20 protein-coding genes are annotated in these 16,756 nt (G+C 59.4%); 4 read left to right on the top strand and 16 right to left on the bottom strand.

Annotated features, from left to right (window positions below; translation table 11 throughout):
- Nucleotides 1–144 precede the first annotated feature (144 nt).
- The 8 genes from rseP to ACXHRN_RS11130 form a co-directional block, all read right to left on the bottom strand.
- Nucleotides 145–1,278: an RIP metalloprotease RseP gene (gene rseP, locus ACXHRN_RS11165; RefSeq protein WP_488641384.1), complete on the bottom strand. Its 1,134-nt coding sequence runs from the start codon at nt 1,276–1,278 to the stop codon at nt 145–147.
- Between the two features lie 49 nt (nt 1,279–1,327).
- Nucleotides 1,328–2,167, bottom strand: coding sequence for a phosphatidate cytidylyltransferase (locus ACXHRN_RS11160; RefSeq protein ID WP_488641383.1), 840 nt, complete (start codon nt 2,165–2,167; stop codon nt 1,328–1,330).
- Nucleotides 2,167–2,904, bottom strand: a complete 738-nt coding sequence (locus tag ACXHRN_RS11155; protein ID WP_488641382.1) for an isoprenyl transferase — start codon at nt 2,902–2,904, stop codon at nt 2,167–2,169. The genes ACXHRN_RS11160 and ACXHRN_RS11155 overlap by 1 nt, the downstream gene beginning before the upstream one ends.
- Before the next feature lie 30 nt (nt 2,905–2,934).
- Nucleotides 2,935–3,495: a ribosome recycling factor gene (gene frr, locus ACXHRN_RS11150; protein WP_488641381.1), complete on the bottom strand. Its 561-nt coding sequence runs from the start codon at nt 3,493–3,495 to the stop codon at nt 2,935–2,937.
- 65 nt (nt 3,496–3,560) lie between these two features.
- Nucleotides 3,561–4,283: a UMP kinase gene (gene pyrH / locus ACXHRN_RS11145; protein ID WP_488641380.1), complete on the bottom strand. Its 723-nt coding sequence runs from the start codon at nt 4,281–4,283 to the stop codon at nt 3,561–3,563.
- Nucleotides 4,284–4,523: 240 nt separating this feature from the next.
- Nucleotides 4,524–5,450, bottom strand: coding sequence for a translation elongation factor Ts (gene tsf, locus ACXHRN_RS11140; RefSeq protein WP_488641379.1), 927 nt, complete (start codon nt 5,448–5,450; stop codon nt 4,524–4,526).
- A gap of 242 nt (nt 5,451–5,692) precedes the next feature.
- Nucleotides 5,693–6,457 carry a 30S ribosomal protein S2 gene (gene rpsB, locus ACXHRN_RS11135; RefSeq protein WP_488641378.1) on the bottom strand — a complete coding sequence of 255 codons (765 nt, stop codon included), beginning with the start codon at nt 6,455–6,457 and terminating at the stop codon, nt 5,693–5,695.
- Between the two features lie 174 nt (nt 6,458–6,631).
- Complete coding sequence (locus tag ACXHRN_RS11130) at nt 6,632–7,618, bottom strand: hypothetical protein (RefSeq protein ID WP_488641377.1); 987 nt, start codon at nt 7,616–7,618, stop codon at nt 6,632–6,634.
- Nucleotides 7,619–7,716: 98 nt separating this feature from the next.
- Here ACXHRN_RS11130 and ACXHRN_RS11125 point away from each other — a divergent pair, with 98 nt between their 5' ends.
- Together ACXHRN_RS11125 and ACXHRN_RS11120 are read left to right on the top strand one after the other, a co-directional pair.
- Nucleotides 7,717–8,292, top strand: coding sequence for a nitroreductase family protein (locus ACXHRN_RS11125; RefSeq protein ID WP_488641376.1), 576 nt, complete (start codon nt 7,717–7,719; stop codon nt 8,290–8,292).
- A gap of 4 nt (nt 8,293–8,296) precedes the next feature.
- Entirely contained in the window at nt 8,297–8,902 is a 606-nt protein-coding gene (locus ACXHRN_RS11120) for a flavin reductase family protein (protein WP_488641375.1), read from the top strand.
- Here ACXHRN_RS11120 and ACXHRN_RS11115 read toward each other — a convergent pair.
- Nucleotides 8,899–9,417, bottom strand: a complete 519-nt coding sequence (locus ACXHRN_RS11115) for a hypothetical protein (protein ID WP_488641374.1) — start codon at nt 9,415–9,417, stop codon at nt 8,899–8,901. The genes ACXHRN_RS11120 and ACXHRN_RS11115 overlap by 4 nt on opposite strands.
- Nucleotides 9,418–9,562: 145 nt before the next feature.
- Here ACXHRN_RS11115 and ACXHRN_RS11110 point away from each other — a divergent pair, with 145 nt between their 5' ends.
- Nucleotides 9,563–10,702 carry a DUF2336 domain-containing protein gene (locus tag ACXHRN_RS11110; RefSeq protein WP_488641373.1) on the top strand — a complete coding sequence of 380 codons (1,140 nt, stop codon included), beginning with the start codon at nt 9,563–9,565 and terminating at the stop codon, nt 10,700–10,702.
- On the opposite strand, the gene ACXHRN_RS11105 is transcribed toward ACXHRN_RS11110, so the two are convergent.
- From ACXHRN_RS11105 to ACXHRN_RS11085, 5 genes are all read right to left on the bottom strand, one after another.
- Nucleotides 10,699–11,127 carry a hypothetical protein gene (locus ACXHRN_RS11105; RefSeq protein ID WP_488641372.1) on the bottom strand — a complete coding sequence of 143 codons (429 nt, stop codon included), beginning with the start codon at nt 11,125–11,127 and terminating at the stop codon, nt 10,699–10,701. The genes ACXHRN_RS11110 and ACXHRN_RS11105 overlap by 4 nt on opposite strands.
- A gap of 51 nt (nt 11,128–11,178) precedes the next feature.
- Nucleotides 11,179–11,616, bottom strand: coding sequence for an HIT family protein (locus ACXHRN_RS11100; RefSeq protein ID WP_488641371.1), 438 nt, complete (start codon nt 11,614–11,616; stop codon nt 11,179–11,181).
- Between the two features lie 137 nt (nt 11,617–11,753).
- The gene (locus ACXHRN_RS11095) at nt 11,754–12,929 is read right to left on the bottom strand and encodes a GNAT family N-acetyltransferase (protein WP_488641370.1); all 1,176 of its coding nucleotides are present in this window, start codon (nt 12,927–12,929) and stop codon (nt 11,754–11,756) included.
- Nucleotides 12,926–13,654 carry a glycerophosphodiester phosphodiesterase family protein gene (locus tag ACXHRN_RS11090; protein ID WP_488641369.1) on the bottom strand — a complete coding sequence of 243 codons (729 nt, stop codon included), beginning with the start codon at nt 13,652–13,654 and terminating at the stop codon, nt 12,926–12,928. The genes ACXHRN_RS11095 and ACXHRN_RS11090 overlap by 4 nt, the downstream gene beginning before the upstream one ends.
- Nucleotides 13,651–14,121 (bottom strand): RidA family protein, encoded by a 471-nt coding sequence (locus ACXHRN_RS11085; protein ID WP_488641368.1) that lies wholly within the window; start codon nt 14,119–14,121, stop codon nt 13,651–13,653. The genes ACXHRN_RS11090 and ACXHRN_RS11085 overlap by 4 nt, the downstream gene beginning before the upstream one ends.
- 110 nt (nt 14,122–14,231) lie before the next feature.
- Here ACXHRN_RS11085 and ACXHRN_RS11080 point away from each other — a divergent pair, with 110 nt between their 5' ends.
- A complete protein-coding gene (locus tag ACXHRN_RS11080) occupies nt 14,232–15,065 on the top strand; it encodes a cell envelope integrity EipB family protein (protein WP_488641367.1) in 834 nt (277 codons plus the stop codon).
- A 75-nt stretch (nt 15,066–15,140) separates the two neighbouring features.
- On the opposite strand, the gene ACXHRN_RS11075 is transcribed toward ACXHRN_RS11080, so the two are convergent.
- Nucleotides 15,141–15,713, bottom strand: a complete 573-nt coding sequence (locus ACXHRN_RS11075) for an NADPH-dependent FMN reductase (RefSeq protein WP_488641366.1) — start codon at nt 15,711–15,713, stop codon at nt 15,141–15,143.
- A gap of 158 nt (nt 15,714–15,871) precedes the next feature.
- The gene (locus tag ACXHRN_RS11070; RefSeq protein ID WP_488641365.1) at nt 15,872–16,705 is read right to left on the bottom strand and encodes a lysophospholipid acyltransferase family protein; all 834 of its coding nucleotides are present in this window, start codon (nt 16,703–16,705) and stop codon (nt 15,872–15,874) included.
- Nucleotides 16,706–16,756: the final 51 nt, after the last annotated feature.

Here is a 16,756-nt window from a genome sequence, read left to right as displayed (position 1 = left end):
GGGCCACGATTGCCGTTTTACCTGCTTTTTACATACAAGCAAGGGAGTTGGTTAAATTCTGTTTACTTCATTTCTATGCGTGGCGTATTGGTCACTTTGTCATCAAAACACGGTAAACAGTTCCTTGCGTAGTCCGGTTACTTCCTATCCGAACAGCGAAGTGATGTCGTTCCACGTGGCAAACACCATCAGCGACAACACCAGCGCCATCCCGATGCGGAAGGCCACCCCCAGCGCCATTTCCCCCAGAGGTTTGCCGCGAAGAGCTTCGATCGCATAAAACAATAAGTGGCCGCCATCAAGTACCGGAACCGGCATAAGATTAAGCAATCCAATCGAAACTGAAAGAACGGCAGCGAGATGCAACAGTGCCACGAAGCCCAAAGTGGCGACTTGCCCGGATGCCTGCGCCACGCGGATGGGCCCGCCGAGCTGATCGGCCTTCATCCGGCCGGTAATCAAATTTCCGATATAATCGAAAGTTCCCGTGACAATGTTCCAGGTTTCCTTGGTCGCCTCGACCACCGCCCCGCCTGGCGAGAAGGTGACGATTCGTAGATTTCCCTCCGCCTTGCCGGTCAGGATGCCGATGATTCCAAGCTCCATCTTGTTGCCGAACTGGTCCTTGATTTCGGTCAGTTTTGGCACAACTTTCAGCTCGATCGGTTTTCCTTCGCGGCGAATGGTCAGCGTCACCGGAATGCCGGGACGAACGCTGACATAGCGGCGGACGTCGTCGAAGGTTTCCACGGCATTGCCATCGAGCGCCAGCAGATAGTCGCCCGGCAGCACGCCGGCGATTTGGGCGGCACTGCCGGCATTGACCTTGGTGACGACGGGATCTGACACATACTTGCCGAAGGACAGGAAGATGCCGGTCAGGATGACGATCGCCAGAATGAAGTTGGCGATCGGTCCCGCGGCCACCGTAGCCGCACGCTTCCACAGGTCAGCCCCCATGAAGGACCGCTTGCGGTCTTCCGGCGTCATGTTTTCGAGACCCTCGAAGTCCGGCGCACTTGCTGCATCGGCATCACCATAGAATCGCACATAGCCGCCGAGCGGGATCGCCGAAATCTTCCAGCGGGTGCCGTGCTTGTCGGTAAAGCCCGCCAGTTCAGGGCCGAAGCCGAAGGAGAAGGCGAGGATCTTGATTCCGCTCCAGCGGCCCACGAGATAGTGACCCATCTCGTGAATGAAGACGATCAGCGAGATGACGACAAGGAAGGGCAGGATATAGCCAATCAGCAGCCCGAAAAAACCCGTAATGACGGCCATCGTGCCGCTCTCCTTCAAATGTCGTTGTCGAGCCCGTGATATAGGCGCATCAGTTGCCGGTCACAATGCCGCTCGCGCTTGAGATCAGGCTTCCGTTCATCGCAGCCAGCAGCAATCCGACGAGGAATGCGAGGGAACAGGCGGCAACAAGCCCGTCGACGCGATCCATGACACCGCCATGGCCGGGAATCAGCCTGCTCGAATCCTTGACGCCAAAACGCCGCTTGATCCATGATTCGAAGAGATCGCCGATCTGCGAGCCGATCGACAGAACAGCGGCGATGACCGCATGCCAGATGCTCAACGATTCGCCCGCGAAATAGACCACCAGCACACCTGCAATAATGCCGGCAATGGTCCCGCCAATCGCGCCCGACCAGGTTTTGCCCGGCGAGATCGGTGGCGCGAGCTTGGGGCCTCCGATCGCCCGGCCCACGAAGTAGGCCAGAATGTCGGTCGCCCAAACGATCGCGAAGATGAACAGGATGGTGATCAGGCCATTCAGGTCGGCGCCGCGCAACGCGGCCAGCGATACCGCCGAGAGGCCGGCATAGAAAATGCCCGCTGGCAACCACATCGATTTGCGCCGGACGAGGTTGATGACGATGGCAGCGAGCGTGAAGCCGAAAAGCAGCACGATCGCCGTCTCGATCGACCGGAAGGCCACTTCCAGTGCCACCAGCCCGACGCAGACCCAGCCGAAGATCGTGGAGAACTTGTCCGTGACGTTGCGGGCAATGCCGGTGATCGTGGACCATTCATAGTAAATCAACAGCCCGATCAGCGCCGCCAGCAGCCGGAAGGAAATGCCGCCGAGCCAGGTTGCCAAAAGCACGATGGCGGCCATGATGATGCCTGAAATGATCCGCAGCCGGAGTTCGGAACTCATCAGGACACGGCCGCGACGTCGATAACGCCACCGAATCGCCGCTCGCGATTCGCATAGGATGCCAGCGCGGCATAGAAGGTTTCGCGGCTGAAGTCCGGCCAGAAATCGGGAATGAACAGCAGTTCCGCATAGGCGGCCTGCCAGAGCAGGAAATTCGACAGCCGTTCCTCGCCCGAGGTGCGGATCACCAGATCCGGATCGGGGATGCCGAATGTATCGAGTTCACGATCGAGCGCGACCGCATTGATGTCCTCGACGCGTATCTCGCCCGCTGCCACCTTGCGTGCCAGCTTGCGTGCCGCGCGCGCGATCTCGTCGCGCGAGCCGTAGTTGAAGGCGATCACCAGCGTCAGGCCGCTATTGGTCTTGGTAGTTTCCTCGGCTTCGATGAGCAGCGGCAGGATGTCACCGCGCAGGTTTTCGCGCGAGCCGATCACCTTGATGCGGACATTCTCCGCATGCAACTCCGCCAGATCGCCGCGGATGAAGGTCTTGAGCAGGCCCATGAGGTCGTTGACCTCGGTCTCCGGCCGCGTCCAGTTTTCCGAGGAGAAGGCAAACAGCGTCAGATAGGAAATGCCGGCGCCCGCAGCAACGCGAACGGCTTCATGCACAGCGTCGACGCCCTTCTTGTGGCCAACGGTGCGCGGCAAGCCGCGCTTCTTCGCCCATCGGCCATTGCCATCCATGATGATGGCGACATGTTCGGGAATTTTCACCGCGTGTTTCTTGTCCATTGCCTAGCCTGCCGCCGAAGCACTTCGGGCCTAAACCTGCATGATTTCCTTTTCCTTGTCCTGAAGCAAGCGATCGATCTCTGAAATCGTCTCGTCGGTCATCTTCTGGACTTTCTCGGAATTCGAGCGGCTGTCGTCCTGGCTCATATCGCCGTCCTTTTCAGCCTTTTTAAGGCCGTCCATGCCATCGCGGCGAACGTTGCGAACGGCAACCTTGGCCTTCTCGGCATAATCGTGCGCCACCTTGACCAGCGACTTGCGGCGCTCTTCGTTCAGCTCAGGCAGCGGAATGCGCATGTTCTGGCCTTCCACGATCGGGTTGAGGCCGAGATTCGATTCGCGGATTCCCTGCTCGACGGCCTTGACCATGGAGCGGTCCCAGACCGAAACGGACAGCATGCGCGGTTCCGGAACGGTGATGTTGGCAACTTGGTTCAGCGGCATGCGCGACCCATAAGCCTCAACCATGACCGGATCGAGCACGTTTGCCGATGCGCGGCCCGTTCTCAACGAAGCGATATCGCTCTTGAAAGCAGCCACGCCGCCTTCCATGCGACGCTTCAGTTCTTTCAGATCAACATTGGAACTCATAGCCAACTCCTATTTTACCTTCCGGCCCGCGTCCCTTTTTGCAACAGGGAGAGGCCGCTATAATGTCAATTGTCTTTCACGATCGTCCTGAGGCCACCGCCGGTCAGGATCTTTGAAAATTCGCCCTTCTCGTGGATCGAGAAGACGATGATCGGAATGTGGTTTTCGCGTGCAAGCGCAACTGCTGCAACATCCATGACGGCAAGGCCTTTTTCAAGCACTTCCGAATGGGTAAGGCTGTCAAACCGGGTCGCATCCGGAACTTTTTTCGGGTCTGCCGAGTAAATGCCGTCTACCTGGGTGCCCTTGAAGATTGCCTGGGCTCCCATTTCGGCGGCGCGAAGGGCGGCAGCCGAATCGGTTGTGAAGAACGGATTGCCCGTTCCGCCGGCGAAAATCACCACGCGCCCGAGCGACAGATGGTAGAGCGTCGCCCGCTGCGAGAAGCTCTCGCAGATCTCGGGCATGGCAATTGCCGAGAGCACCACTGTGTCGATGTCGAGCTTGCGCAGCGAGGTTGCGAGCGCCAGAGCGTTGATGACGGTTGCCAGCATGCCCATGTGGTCGCCGGTAACGCGATCGCCGCCCTTGGAGGCCACAGCGACGCCGCGGAAAATATTGCCGCCGCCGACAACAACGCCGACCTCGACACCAAGCGCGCGCGCTTCGGCAATATCGGAAGCGATTCTATCGGCAACGGCGACGTCAATGCCGAACCCTTGCTGACCCATCAGCGCCTCGCCTGAGGCCTTGAGCAGGACGCGTTTGTAGATTGGTTGCGATGTCATGATAACTCCCGTTTCGGCAAACAGAACTGGAATGCGCGGACATCAATGCCCATGCGGCAATTTCGTTGCCTGCCGCTGAAAAGGGGCAAGAAAGAGCCGGCGCGACCAAATAGATTGCGGCAGGCCGACAGGCGCACCCGGAATCATCATCAGTCGAAGCCGGATACACGAAGGGCACCGCGTTGTCACGCGATGCCCTGTTCATTCCACAGTGTCTGGTTACCAGAACGCTGCTACTTATTACTTCTTGGCAACAGCGGCGACTTCGGCAGCGAAGTCGGTCTCTTCCTTCTCGACGCCTTCGCCCAGCAGCAGGCGCGCCATGCCGACGACTTCAATGGAAGCACCAGCAAGCTTTTCAGCGTCCTTGACGGCCTGGCCGACGGTGACTTCCGGGTTCATGACGAAAGCCTGCGACAGAAGCGCGACTTCTTCGAAGAACTTGCGCATGCGGCCTTCGACCATCTTTTCGATGATGTTGTCCGGCTTGCCGGAAGCGCGCGACTGCTCGATGAACACGTTGCGTTCGCGTTCGGCAACGCCTGCATCGACTTCGTCGGCGCGGATGGCCAGCGGATTGGTTGCAGCAATGTGCATGGCGACCTGCTTGCCGATCGAATTGAGCACTTCCTTGTCGCCGACCGACTTGAGCGCGACGAGAACGCCGAGCTTGCCGATGCCGTCACCGGCAGCGTTGTGGATGTAGGTCGCGACAACGCCGTGCTCGACATGCAGCAGGGCCGCGCGGCGCAGCGTCATGTTTTCGCCGATCGTGCCGATCGCGTCCTTGATGGTGTCGTCAACCGACTTGCCGGTTGCCGGATAGTTCGACTTGGCGATAGCTTCGACAGTGCCGTCTGTGCCGATGGCAACGTTGGCGATGCCGCGGACGAGTTCCTGGAAAGCTTCGTTGCGGGCAACGAAGTCGGTTTCGGAGTTGAGCTCGATGGCAACAGCCTTGGTGCCGGCGCTGACGATGCCGATAAGGCCTTCAGCTGCAGTGCGGCCCGACTTCTTGTCGGCCTTGGAAATGCCCTTGGCGCGCAGCCAGTCGATGGCCGCTTCGATGTCGCCGTTGGTTTCGGTCAGCGCCCTCTTGCAATCCATCATGCCGGCGCCAGACTTTTCGCGCAGGGTCTTGACCATTTCAGCTGTAATCGTGCTCATTTTGATCCTCTTTAAATCGGCAAAGTCGGAACAGCCCCGGATGGGAGTAACGCGACTTCGCGCTTCGAACGGAGTTGAACGAGATGCGTGACAGGGATGTGACGAAAGCGTCGTCTTCCAGATCCCGTCTTGCCCACATCCCGGATATGGGAAAGGCAAAGGCCATAAGCGCATATGCGGTACGGCCTTTGCCCTGAATTCAGCGGACGGGGACCAAAAGTCCCCTGCCCGGCATTTTGTTATCAGGCGTTGTTTTCAGCCAGAGCCGGCTCGTCGATCGGCTCAGCTGCCGCACCGAGATCCACGCCGGCAGCGCCATGCTGGCGGCCGAGGCCGTCGAGTGCTGCACGAGCAAACAGATCGCAATAGAAAGCGATGGCGCGCGAAGCGTCGTCGTTGCCCGGGATCGGATAGTCGATCAGGTCGGGATCGCAATTGCTGTCGATGATGGCCACGACCGGGATGCCCAGGCGCTTGGCTTCGTCGATGGCGATCTTTTCCTTGTTGGTGTCGATGACAACCATCAGGTCCGGCGTGCCGCCCATGTTACGAATGCCGCCGAGGGCCTTTTCAAGCTTCTCGCGTTCGCGCTCGAGGTTCAGGCGTTCCTTCTTGGAATAGCCGGCACCCGAAGTGGCGAGAATGTCGTCGACCTTGCGGAGACGGGCGATCGAGTTGGAGATGGTCTTCCAGTTGGTCATCATCCCGCCGAGCCAGCGCGAGTTGACATAATACTGCGCCGAACGCTTGGCAGCGTCAGCGATCAGGTCAGATGCCTGGCGCTTGGTGCCGACGAACAGAACGCGGCCGCCATTGGCAGCAGTGTCGCTGATGACCTTGAGGGCCGAATGCAGCAACGGCACGGACTGTGCTAGGTCGATGATGTGAATGCCGCTACGGTCGCCGAAGATGAAAGGCTTCATTTTCGGGTTCCAGCGATGAGTCTGGTGACCAAAGTGAACACCGGCTTCGAGAAGCTGGCGCATGGAAAAATCTGGCAAAGCCATGTTTTTAATCCTTTTCCGGTTGAACCTCCGTGAAGCTTGAAGCAGAATTTTGGTCCTGCCACCGGGTGGAACTGACCGGATTTCTCCCGGACAGCACCGACTTCACGTGTGGAATGAGGGGCGCCTTAAACCGAAACAGCTGGGATTGCAAGCGATAGCCGCGAAAAACAGCAATTAGTCCTGCAGCAGAACCTCGATATCCTGGTTTCGTCCAGGAGTAACGTTGAAGTCGCGCTGGTAGATCTTGTCCTTATGCCGCGCAACGGCCGTGTATTTGCCTTCCGCCAGAATGACGACCGGGAATGCGCCGACGCTTTCGCTGACGGCATCGCCCGAGCCGGTGAGGATCGACCACGCCGTGTCGGCGATTGCCTCGCCGCCTTCCTGCGAGACGAGTTTCAGCGTGATCTTCGCCGCCTTGTGCTGGATCGTCGCTTCGGTCAGCTTGCCCGCCTGGATCTGGATATCGGCGCGGATCGTCGCATTGACGTTGCCGTAGTTGGAAACCACGTGATAGGTGCCGGCATTCAGGCGCACGACCTCACCGGGCTTGACGTCGCCCATGATCAGCGGCCGCTCGCCATCTTCCTTCACCTCGTTGGTGTAGACGTTGAAGGTTAGTTCATCCGGCGGAATGGCCATGTCGGCACCGGAGACAGCGTTGAGCACCATGCCGCCGGCATCGAGAACGAAGGTCTGCGGCTCGGGCGCGGCGATATCGGAAACGATCAGCTTCTTGGTGGCGCCGGCGCGGCCAAACGCGACATGAACGAAATACTCGCCGGGCACGAGTTCGAAATTGGTCGAGCCGCCTTCGGAACTCGCCAGCAGCGGCAGCTTGCCGTCGGCGCCGGCGATGGGCTGGAACACCCGCCAGGACAGGCCATAGGTCATCGGCTCGCCCTTCTCGGTCAGACGGGCCTCCAGATGCACGGTCTTGGCGTTTGCAAGCGCGGTATCATGCTCCAGCACGGGTGAGAAACTGTTGAGATGGAGATCTTTGAGTGGATCGACTGCGGGCTTGGCACCCTCCGCGGCGAACGGGTCCGGATCCGGCTCCTGTGCGTGCGCGTATCCGGCATATCCACCAAGCAGCAATAGGCCGAGCGCAGCCGCTATCAGCGGAGATCGAAACGATCCGAACAAAACCGAAATACTCATGTTTTCAGGGTTGACTCTCAATTGGCTGCGGCCCACTTCTCCCGCATCGGTGCGGCAAATTCAAGACCCGCCTGCCAGACATGCTCCAAAGAGGCAAAATGAAGTCCGATATCAAACTCATCGACTACCTCACATCAAGACGTTCCATGCCTGCCTTCCAGATGCGCGCGCCCGGCCCGTCGAAGGTGGAAATTTCCGAGATCTTGACGCTCGCGAGCCGCGTTCCCGACCACGGGAAGATCTCGCCCTGGCGTTTCATCGTCTATAGCGGCGACATCAGGGAGACGATGTCGCTCGAGCTTTCGGCCATTGCCAAGGCGAACAAGCCGGATCTCTCCGAAGAGATGATCAAGGTCGAGGAAACCCGGTTCACGCGTGCCCCCGTCGTTATCGCTGTCGTCTCGACCGCCGCTCCGCATTTCAAGATCCCGGAATGGGAACAGCTGATGTCGGCCGGTGCCGTCTGCCTTAACATGCTGATGGCCGCCAACGCCTATGGCTATGTCTCGAACTGGCTGACCGAATGGATGGCCTATGACGAGCGCGCCTATCCCATCCTCGGCGTCAAGCCGGGCGAGAAGGTCGCAGGCTTCATCCATATCGGCTCGACAGATTTCCCCGTGGTCGAGCGCCCGCGCCCGGAACTCACCGATATCGTCACCTGGACCGAGTAACGCGATGTTCTACGACGCCGGCACCCGCGACCACGGCATGCGCCATGATCCCTTCAAGGCGATCGTGGCGCCGCGGCCGATCGGCTGGATCGGTACAAGGGGCCTCGACGGCTCGCGAAATCTGTCGCCCTATTCGTTCTTCAATGCGATCGCCGATGATCCGAAACTGGTGATGTTCTCGGCCGGTGCCGGTAAGGACAGCCCGCGCAATGCCGAGGAGACGGGTGTCTTTACCGCGAGCTTCGTCAGCCGCCACCTCGCCAGGCAGATGAACGCATCTTCGGTTGCCGTGCCCTACGGTGTCGATGAGTTCGAGATCGCCGATCTCAAGGCGGAAACGGGACGCATGGTGGACGCGCCTTATGTGGCAGAAGCCTATGCCGTCCTAGAGTGCAGGGTCACCGAAATCGTCCACCCCAAAGGCATCGATGACCAACCGTCCGGCAGTATCATGGTGATCGGCCAGGTCATGGGCATCCATATCGATGAGGCGATCATCCGCGACGGCCGGCTGGACATGGCCATAGCCCAGCCCATCGGCCGCATGGGCTATATGGATTACGCAGAGGCCAGCGAGGTCTTCGAGATGATGCGTCCCACGCGTCCCTAAGCGGGCAGAACGACGCCATCATAGCCCAGTGCGCGGGACTGCTCGATGAACGCATCGGATGGTTCGACCACCGCCCCTGAAGCCGCGTCATACGCCAACACCCCCGCCGCCCGCGCCGCGATCACCAATTGGAGCCGCGCCAGTTCCACCGTCGCGGCGGCGAGATCACAGCGAATATCGGCGGCAAAAGCCGTCCGATTCCACGTCAATCCCACAAGCCGCGCCGATTTTCCGCAAAGACTACCGAGCTTCGCATAGCCCAGGGCGGAATCGACCGCGCTGGCAATGATCCGGGTCCGGCCTTCGGCCAGCCCCAGCCTCGCCTCCGCCACCGATAAGATCATGTCGAAGCGCTGCAGGTCCTCGCCGCCTCGGCAATCCCGCAGAATCACACAATCGGTGTCGGATGCATCAAGAACGGTCTCCAGCGACTCGGCATCTTCAAGTTCGGCGACCGGCAGTATGTCGTGCCGCTGCGGCTGGACATAGGAATGAATTCTCAGGAAGCGTGCCACTCTCTTGCCAATCCGGATCTTGACGGTTCCAAACCCAGCAATTCCACATGGTTAATGTAGAGCTAAAGGATATAGTGAACCAATCTTAAACTTTTTGCCGCTACCGTCACCTCCAACAAGTATCGTGTGCAGGGGACGGCAAAGCGTGATCATTGAAACCTTTCTTCGCTGGGCAGACAAGGCAAAGTCAAGTGATCGCGCCAAGGCTGCCAACGCCCTTGGTCGCGCCTGGCTGCAATCCGACATGAGTTCCGAAGAACGACAGGCCGCGTTGATGGCGCAGACCTGGCTGCTCGACGACCCCTCACCCAATGTCCGCCGCGCACTCGCCGAAGCCATCGCCGATGCCGCGCATGCACCGCGCTCGCTGATCCTGCCGCTGGCGGCCGACCAGCCCGACATCGCCTGCCAGATCATTGCCCGCTCGCCCGTCCTCACCGAGATCGATCTCGTCGAACTCGCCGCGCGTGGCGATTCCATCACCCGCGCCCTGATCGCCTCGCGCTTCATCGTCAGCCCACCAGTCTGCGCTGCCATTGCCGAAATCGGCAGCGAGCCCGAGATCGAGGCGCTGCTCAACAATCCCGGCGCCATCATCACCCGCCAGAGCCTTCGCCGCATATCGGAGCGTCTCGGCGCCTCGGCTGAAATCCGCGACCTGCTTCTCTCCCGCGAGGAACTGCCCGCCGACGCCCGCCATGGCCTTGCCGTTAGCATTTCCAACGCACTCGGCGAAAGCGACCTCGTGCGCCACGCCATCGGCGAAGTCAGGTTCGATCTCATCCGCCGCGAGGCCTGCGAGGCCACCACCATCGCGCTGGCCGCCCAGGCCCAGGCATCGGATATCGCCCCACTGGTCGAACATCTCCGCCGCGACGGACGCCTGACGCCGAATTTCCTGCTGCAGGCTTTGTGCACCGGCCGTGTCGATTTCTTTGCATCCGCCATCGTCAGTTTGACAAGCCTTGCCGAAAAGCGTGTGCGCGCAATCATGGCCGACGGTCGCTTCCACGCCATGCGCGCGCTTTATGAATCAGCTGGCCTCAGCCGCGAAATCTCGGAAATCTTTGTCGAGGCCACACTGCAGTGGCGCAAAGCCTCGCGCGGCGATGACGCCTCGCATTTCGCCACCATCGCCGAGCGCCTCGTGTCGAAATTCCGTCTCGGCAAGAAGACCGACGCGGTCGCCGATGAGTTGATCGACATGGTGGAGAAATTGCAGTTCGCCGAACACAGGCAATCCGCCCGTGCCTATGCGTCCTTCCTCACTGTGGAAGCGGCCTAATCGACGATCTTCCGGGCGACCCAGGAATAGGTGTCGCTGACGAAATGCACCGGCTTGGTGATGATGGCCGATTTCAGCGTCTTCCGGCTCGGCAGGGCGTATTCGACCAGCGCGATGGCGCGTGCAGTAATGCCGTGACCTTCGGCTTTCAACACGGCAGGAGGGGTTGGAGGCAGGGCAGCCTGGGTCGGATCGTTCTCGTTGAGGTCCATTTCGGAGTCGGCCAGCGCCGTCGTATCGGCTGTCTGGCAGACGGCGACGACCATCGGAAAATTGACATTCTTGAACTTGTCGAGTTCACGCTCAGAGGCCGCATCGCAGGTGGCGACTGTGGGCCATTCGCGTGCGACGGTACCAACCGGTTGGCACTGGACGCCGCTGTCGTCGCAACCCAAAATGCTCATGACTATGAATGCTGCCTTCATGGCGTGTTCCTCAAGCTTGCAGCCGGGATGTCACATTCAATCATGGTCATTTCATGAAACGTATTTCAGCGCTTCGCGGATCATCTCGGCATTGTGCGCCAGGATGCCACCATCTTCCATCTCGCCGCCATGCGGCTTCAGCGCCACGCCCTCTCGCATGGGAATGACGTGGAAATGCAGGTGGAACACCGTCTGACCGGCTGCGGGCTCGTTGAACTGTATGACCCTGACCCCCTCGGCATGAAAGGCCTTCTTCGAGGCCTTGGCAACCTTCTGCACGGTCGGCATCAGCCACATGAAGGTGGTGGGATCGGCATCGAGAATGTTGCGCGATGGCACTTTGGGGATCACCAGCGTATGGCCCTCGGCCTGCGGCATCACATCCATGAAAGCCAGCGTATGTTCGTCCTCGTAAACGGCATGACACGGAATCTCGCCCCGCAGTATCTTCGAAAAGATGTTGGTGGGATCGTAGGGAATACCGGACATGCGAACTATCTCCTCACGCTGCACTTGCGGGCAAGATTGCTCCCAAAACGCTTTCGCTTCAAGCCTCTAATGGCTTTTCGACGCACAGGCGCACGTATCCAGCCGGCCACCGCGCGGTGAGATAGGTCAAATGGGCTCTATTCCTGTTCCATATGAAGGTTCTTGCGGAAGGGACTGTGTTCCTGAAGATATTCGCCGATCGACTCCACTTCCCGCCGCTCTTCCTGCAGATAGTCGTCGATAGCGCGGCGCAGCCCGGGATGCGAGATGTAATGCGCTGAATGGGTGGTGACCGGCAGGTAGCCGCGCGCCAGCTTGTGCTCTCCCTGTGCGCCTGCCTCGACCGTCTTCAATCCCTTGGCGATGGCGAAATCGATGGCCTGATGGTAGCAGACCTCGAAATGCAGGAACGGGTGATCCTCGATGCAGCCCCAATGACGCCCATAAAGCGCCTCTGAGCCGATGAAGTTGATGGCGCCGGCAACATAGCGGCCATTGTGCCTGGCCATCACCAGCAGGATATCATCGGCCATCCGCTCGCCGATCAGCGAATAGAACTCGCGCGTCAGGTAAGGGCGGCCCCATTTGCGGCTGCCGGTATCCATGTAAAAGGCAAAAAACTGATCCCAGATCGATTCCGTCAGGTCGCTTCCGGTCAACCAGTCGATCTCGATGTGGTTTTCCAGCGCCGTGCGCCGCTCCTTGCGCAAGACCTTGCGCTTGCGGGAACTCAGAGTCTCGAGAAACGCCTCGTGGTTTGCATAGCCTTCGTTGAAGAAATGGAACTGTTGGTCCGTGCGGTGCAAATAGCCACGCCTTTCCAGCAACTGCCACTCACCATCCCGGACAAAGGTGACGTGAGCCGAAGACACGCCAAGCGCGTCGGTCTGGGTGCATATGCCCTCCGCGAGCGCGTTTTGCACGATCTCACTGTCGGCGCCTTCCGCCACCAGCAACCGGGGACCGGTCGCCGGCGTGAACGGTACGGTAAACTGCAGCTTGGGATAATAGCGGCCGCCGGCGCGCTCGAAAGCCTGCGCCCAGCCGTGGTCGAAGACATATTCACCCTGGCTATGGCTCTTGAGATAGCCGGCGACGGCGCCAAGCAGCTTGCCATCGTCGTCCTCCAGCAGCAGGTGCCGGCCAAGCCAGCCGCTCTGGCGAATGGCCGAGCCCGATTCTTCCAGGCTCGACAGATAGGCATGCGAAACAAAGGGATTGTAAGCTGTGTGCCCGCCGAGTGTGGTGCCGGAAAGCGTGTTCCAGCGTCCGGCATCGATATCTCGAAAACTGTCGACGGGCCTTATTCTCAACCTGCTGCCTCGATTGCTCTGGGATCAAACCCCTCGAAGGTGATCTGCTCCGCATTGGCATAGGAATGTGCAGCCTGTGCGGCATTTCGCACCGTCCAGGTGATGATGGGTACGCCTCTGGCCCGCTCTGCGTCGATGAAGGGGTTCGGCAGATGCCTGACATTGTAGGAAATGAAATCCAGGCCGTAGCCCATCGCCTTGCGGTGCTCGGCGAGGTCCTTCTCCGTGGTGCCCTCGGCCGTCAGCCCGACAGGAACCGGGCAATCGAGTTCCTTGAGTTCAGCGAGCAGCCACGTATCGAAGCTCATTAGCGCAAGTTCGCCCTCGTAGCCTTCGATCACCTCAAGCAGCGAGTCGACGAAACCTTCGTCATCGCCCTTGCGGCCCTTGAGCTCGAGCAACAGCGGCACCCTGCCCTTGACCAGCTTCAGCGCTGCCTTGAGCGAAGGCACCTTGTCCCTGGTACCACCGATCGAGGTCAGGCTGAGTTCGGCCACGGTCCGCGACCGGATATCGGCTCTGATGTTGCAAAGCCGCTGCATGTCGTCGTCATGAAAGACCACCGGCTCGGCGTCTGAAGCGTATTGCAGGTCGCATTCGATCGCGAAGCCCGATTCTATCGCCCGTTCGAAGGCCGACAGCGTATTTTCCCACACAAGGTGATTGCCGTCATGCAGGCCCCGATGGGCGACCGGCTGGCGCGTCAGGAAGGCAACATCCTTCATGCCTTGACTTCCACGATGACGTCGATCTCGACCGAGGCATTGAGCGGCAACGCCGCGGTACCAACCGCGACGCGCGAATGCTTGCCGGCCTCGCCGAGAATTTCGGCCAGCAGGTTGGAGGCGCCATTGGCGACCAGATGCTGCTCATAGAAATCCGGCGTCGACGACACCATGCAGTTCAGGCGCACGATGCGGGAAATGCGCGACAGGTCGCCGCCGAGCGCTGCCTTGGCCTGCGCGAGAATGTTGATGGCGCACAGTTCGGCTGCGCGCTGGCCCTCGGAAACGCTGACGCCGGCGCCGAGCTGGCCGGTCTGCGCAAGCTTGCCATTCTCCATCGGCAACTGGCCGGAAATGTAAAGCAGGTTGCCCGTCAGGGCATAAGGCACGTAGTTTGCGGCCGGAGCAGCCGCCACAGGCAGAACAATCCCCAGTTTTTCCAGTCGCGCGTCGATCTCGGCCATCATTTCCTCGCCTTTCCGTAGATTCTTCTTTTATGAACCCAGCGGATCAGATAGTTCCGATGGGATGCGCTTCTAATTAATAGCATTCGTTTGCGGTGCAACAGGAGAATTTGATGATTTCTCGCCGAAGCTTTTATGCGGGCATTCTGGGTGCAAGCGCCGCGTTCAGCGGCCTCCCGGCGACCGCGCAAGGCATTGCCGGCCTCCTGCCACACCGCGCCGTCTACAATCTCGAGCTCAAGGACGCATCCGAAAGATCCGGCATAAACAATATGTTCGGCCGGATGGTCTATGAATTCACCGGTTCTGAATGTGAAGGCTATCGCGTCAACTTCCGATTCGTCACCCAGATCGACAATTCTGGCGAAAAGAAAGTCACCGACCAGCAGAGCACGACGTTCGAGGATCCCAAGACCGGCCGGTTCGAGTTCGAATCAAAGACCTTCAACGACGACCGTCTCGACAAGGAAGTGTCGGGTTCCGCCGAAAAACACTCCGACAAACTCACGGTCGACCTGACCACGCCGATCGAAAAGCAGCTCAGCCTGACGACGGCCCGCTTCCCCACCCAGCACACGATCGATGTGATCGAGCGCGCCAAACATGGCGACCATTTCTTCGAAGCCCGCGTCTTCGATGGCTCCGACGATGGCGACAAGACGCTCTACACCTCGACGATCGTCGGCTCTCCCGTCGGCGTGGCGCCGGATGATCCGGATGATAGCAATGCCGGCAAGCTGAAGGGCGAAAAGACCTGGCCGGTGACCATCGCCTATTTCGACGACAAGGCCGGAACCGACGCGCTGCCCACCTATCGCATGTCGTTCAAGCTCTATCCGAACGGCGTTTCACGCGACCTGACGATGGATTACGGTGACTTCGTGCTGAAGGGCAACCTGGTCAAGCTCGACTTCCTGCCGGAAGCCAAGAGCGCCTGCAAGAGCTGATTGATCGCTCAGGCCGTCGCAGCCCTGGCGTCGCGCGGCCCCATCGCAAAAACGCAATCATAGAGATATTGCAGCTTACGCGTCCCTCGGCAGGACCGAACGAACCCTTGCGACGAAGATATGGAAGTCCTGCATGAAAGTGCGAAGGAACTCGGCTGTGCTTTCGTTTGTGACCTCGCCGTCATCGGTGATTAACCCCGGCGCAAACTGGATATAGGCTTCCGGCGCATTCATCTGGGGCGAGTTGCAGAAGCTGAGTACGCTGCGAAGGCTTTGCTGGGCGACAGCTGTCCCTATCGCGCCCGGCGACGTGCCTATTACCGCCGACGGCTTGCGCGTGAACGAATTGGTGCCGTAGGGGCGGCTCGCCCAATCGATCGCGTTCTTCAATCCGCCGGGTATGGAACGATTGTACTCCGGCGTCACGAACAGTAGCGCATCGACAGCCGCAATGGAATTCTTAAACGCCTTGGCGACCGCGGGAAAATCGGCGTCATAATCGTAACTGTAAAGCGGCAGGTCCTTGAAGGAAATCTCCGACATGACAAGTTCAGGTGGAGCAAGTCGCACCAAAGCCATGGCAAGCTTCCGATTGATAGAGCCCTTAGCGAGACTGCCAATGAGATAACCGACTTTGTGCGTGGTCATCGGATGCTCCTGATACCAAATTGAACGGAAGGTCGATTGCCATCATGTCTCGAACGACATTGTTCTCCTATTCAAAGCAATTGTCACCTTGTTTGTGTGGAGTAGTAGCCGTTGCGAGATGAGATCACGATCAGTTGATCGCCAGGCAAGACCAGCAATCAGACCGTGGCGGGCTTGCTCTCCCGCACGCCCATCGCAAACACGCAATCATAGAGATATTGCAGCATCGCCTTGCGGTCGGTGATGGGGGCGATGTCATCCCAGGCGACAATCGAGCCGATGTTCGAAAAAATCGTCGTGCCCGACAGCTTGCAGAATTCCCGGATCAGGAACGACAGCCTGAGCGTCAGCGAAAAACGGCTGGCGAGATGGAACAGCCAGCTATTCTGGCCCTCGAAATAGATCGGCAGTACGCTCGCCTTGGCCGACTGGATCAGCTTGGCCGGAAACATCTTCCACGGCAGGTCTTCCGCCTGGCCAAAGCCCTTGGGCGCCGTTGCCACGCCACCGGCCGGGAAGATGACAATGGTCACGCCTTCCTTGAGCAGCCTCAGCGCCTCGACGCGGGTGGCCATGTTGATCGCCAGCGCCTCGCGCGTCTCGTCAAACGAGATCGGCAGCGCATAGGGCCGCATTTCCGGCACCTTCAGAAGCTGATCGTTGATCAAAACCTTGAACGGACGGCCGAGCTGTTCGGCCAGCGCCAGCACGGCGATGCCGTCGGCAATGCCATAGGGATGGTTGGCGACCATGACGATCGGGGTATCGGGAAGATCCTTGGGCGGCCAGTTGCCTTTCACCGAGAGATCGATGTCGATCAGTTCCAGCATGCGCGAAAAGATACGATCGGACTTGCCAACCACTTCGGTGCGCCACTGGCGGTAGACTTTGACGTATCTGTTGCGCCCCGACAAATTCTCGACAGTATGAATGACCAAGCGTTTGAATAGCGGGTCGGTTTCATTTGCGTATGAGAGTTCTTTGAACTTCACTTGTCGAGTCACCTGTTGGAGAGTGTTTCGTTGGCATAAGCAACGCCCATG

The sequence above is a fragment of the Shinella sp. OV683 genome (assembly GCF_057787725.1).
This window is presented reverse-complemented; position numbering and strand designations above follow the sequence as displayed.

Bases quoted from the DNA above. Each gene is read 5' to 3' on its own strand.
- rseP (WP_488641384.1), bottom strand. From the start codon at position 1,278: ATGGCCGTCATTACGGGTTTTTTCGGGCTGCTGATTGGCTATATCCTG.
- ACXHRN_RS11160 (WP_488641383.1), bottom strand. From the start codon at position 2,167: ATGAGTTCCGAACTCCGGCTGCGGATCATTTCAGGCATCATCATGGCC.
- ACXHRN_RS11155 (WP_488641382.1), bottom strand. From the start codon at position 2,904: ATGGACAAGAAACACGCGGTGAAAATTCCCGAACATGTCGCCATCATC.
- frr (WP_488641381.1), bottom strand. From the start codon at position 3,495: ATGAGTTCCAATGTTGATCTGAAAGAACTGAAGCGTCGCATGGAAGGC.
- pyrH (WP_488641380.1), bottom strand. From the start codon at position 4,283: ATGACATCGCAACCAATCTACAAACGCGTCCTGCTCAAGGCCTCAGGC.
- tsf (WP_488641379.1), bottom strand. From the start codon at position 5,450: ATGAGCACGATTACAGCTGAAATGGTCAAGACCCTGCGCGAAAAGTCT.
- rpsB (WP_488641378.1), bottom strand. From the start codon at position 6,457: ATGGCTTTGCCAGATTTTTCCATGCGCCAGCTTCTCGAAGCCGGTGTT.
- ACXHRN_RS11130 (WP_488641377.1), bottom strand. From the start codon at position 7,618: ATGAGTATTTCGGTTTTGTTCGGATCGTTTCGATCTCCGCTGATAGCG.
- ACXHRN_RS11125 (WP_488641376.1), top strand. From the start codon at position 7,717: ATGAAGTCCGATATCAAACTCATCGACTACCTCACATCAAGACGTTCC.
- ACXHRN_RS11120 (WP_488641375.1), top strand. From the start codon at position 8,297: ATGTTCTACGACGCCGGCACCCGCGACCACGGCATGCGCCATGATCCC.
- ACXHRN_RS11105 (WP_488641372.1), bottom strand. From the start codon at position 11,127: ATGAAGGCAGCATTCATAGTCATGAGCATTTTGGGTTGCGACGACAGC.
- ACXHRN_RS11100 (WP_488641371.1), bottom strand. From the start codon at position 11,616: ATGTCCGGTATTCCCTACGATCCCACCAACATCTTTTCGAAGATACTG.
- ACXHRN_RS11090 (WP_488641369.1), bottom strand. From the start codon at position 13,654: ATGAAGGATGTTGCCTTCCTGACGCGCCAGCCGGTCGCCCATCGGGGC.
- ACXHRN_RS11085 (WP_488641368.1), bottom strand. From the start codon at position 14,121: ATGATGGCCGAGATCGACGCGCGACTGGAAAAACTGGGGATTGTTCTG.
- ACXHRN_RS11080 (WP_488641367.1), top strand. From the start codon at position 14,232: ATGATTTCTCGCCGAAGCTTTTATGCGGGCATTCTGGGTGCAAGCGCC.
- ACXHRN_RS11075 (WP_488641366.1), bottom strand. From the start codon at position 15,713: ATGACCACGCACAAAGTCGGTTATCTCATTGGCAGTCTCGCTAAGGGC.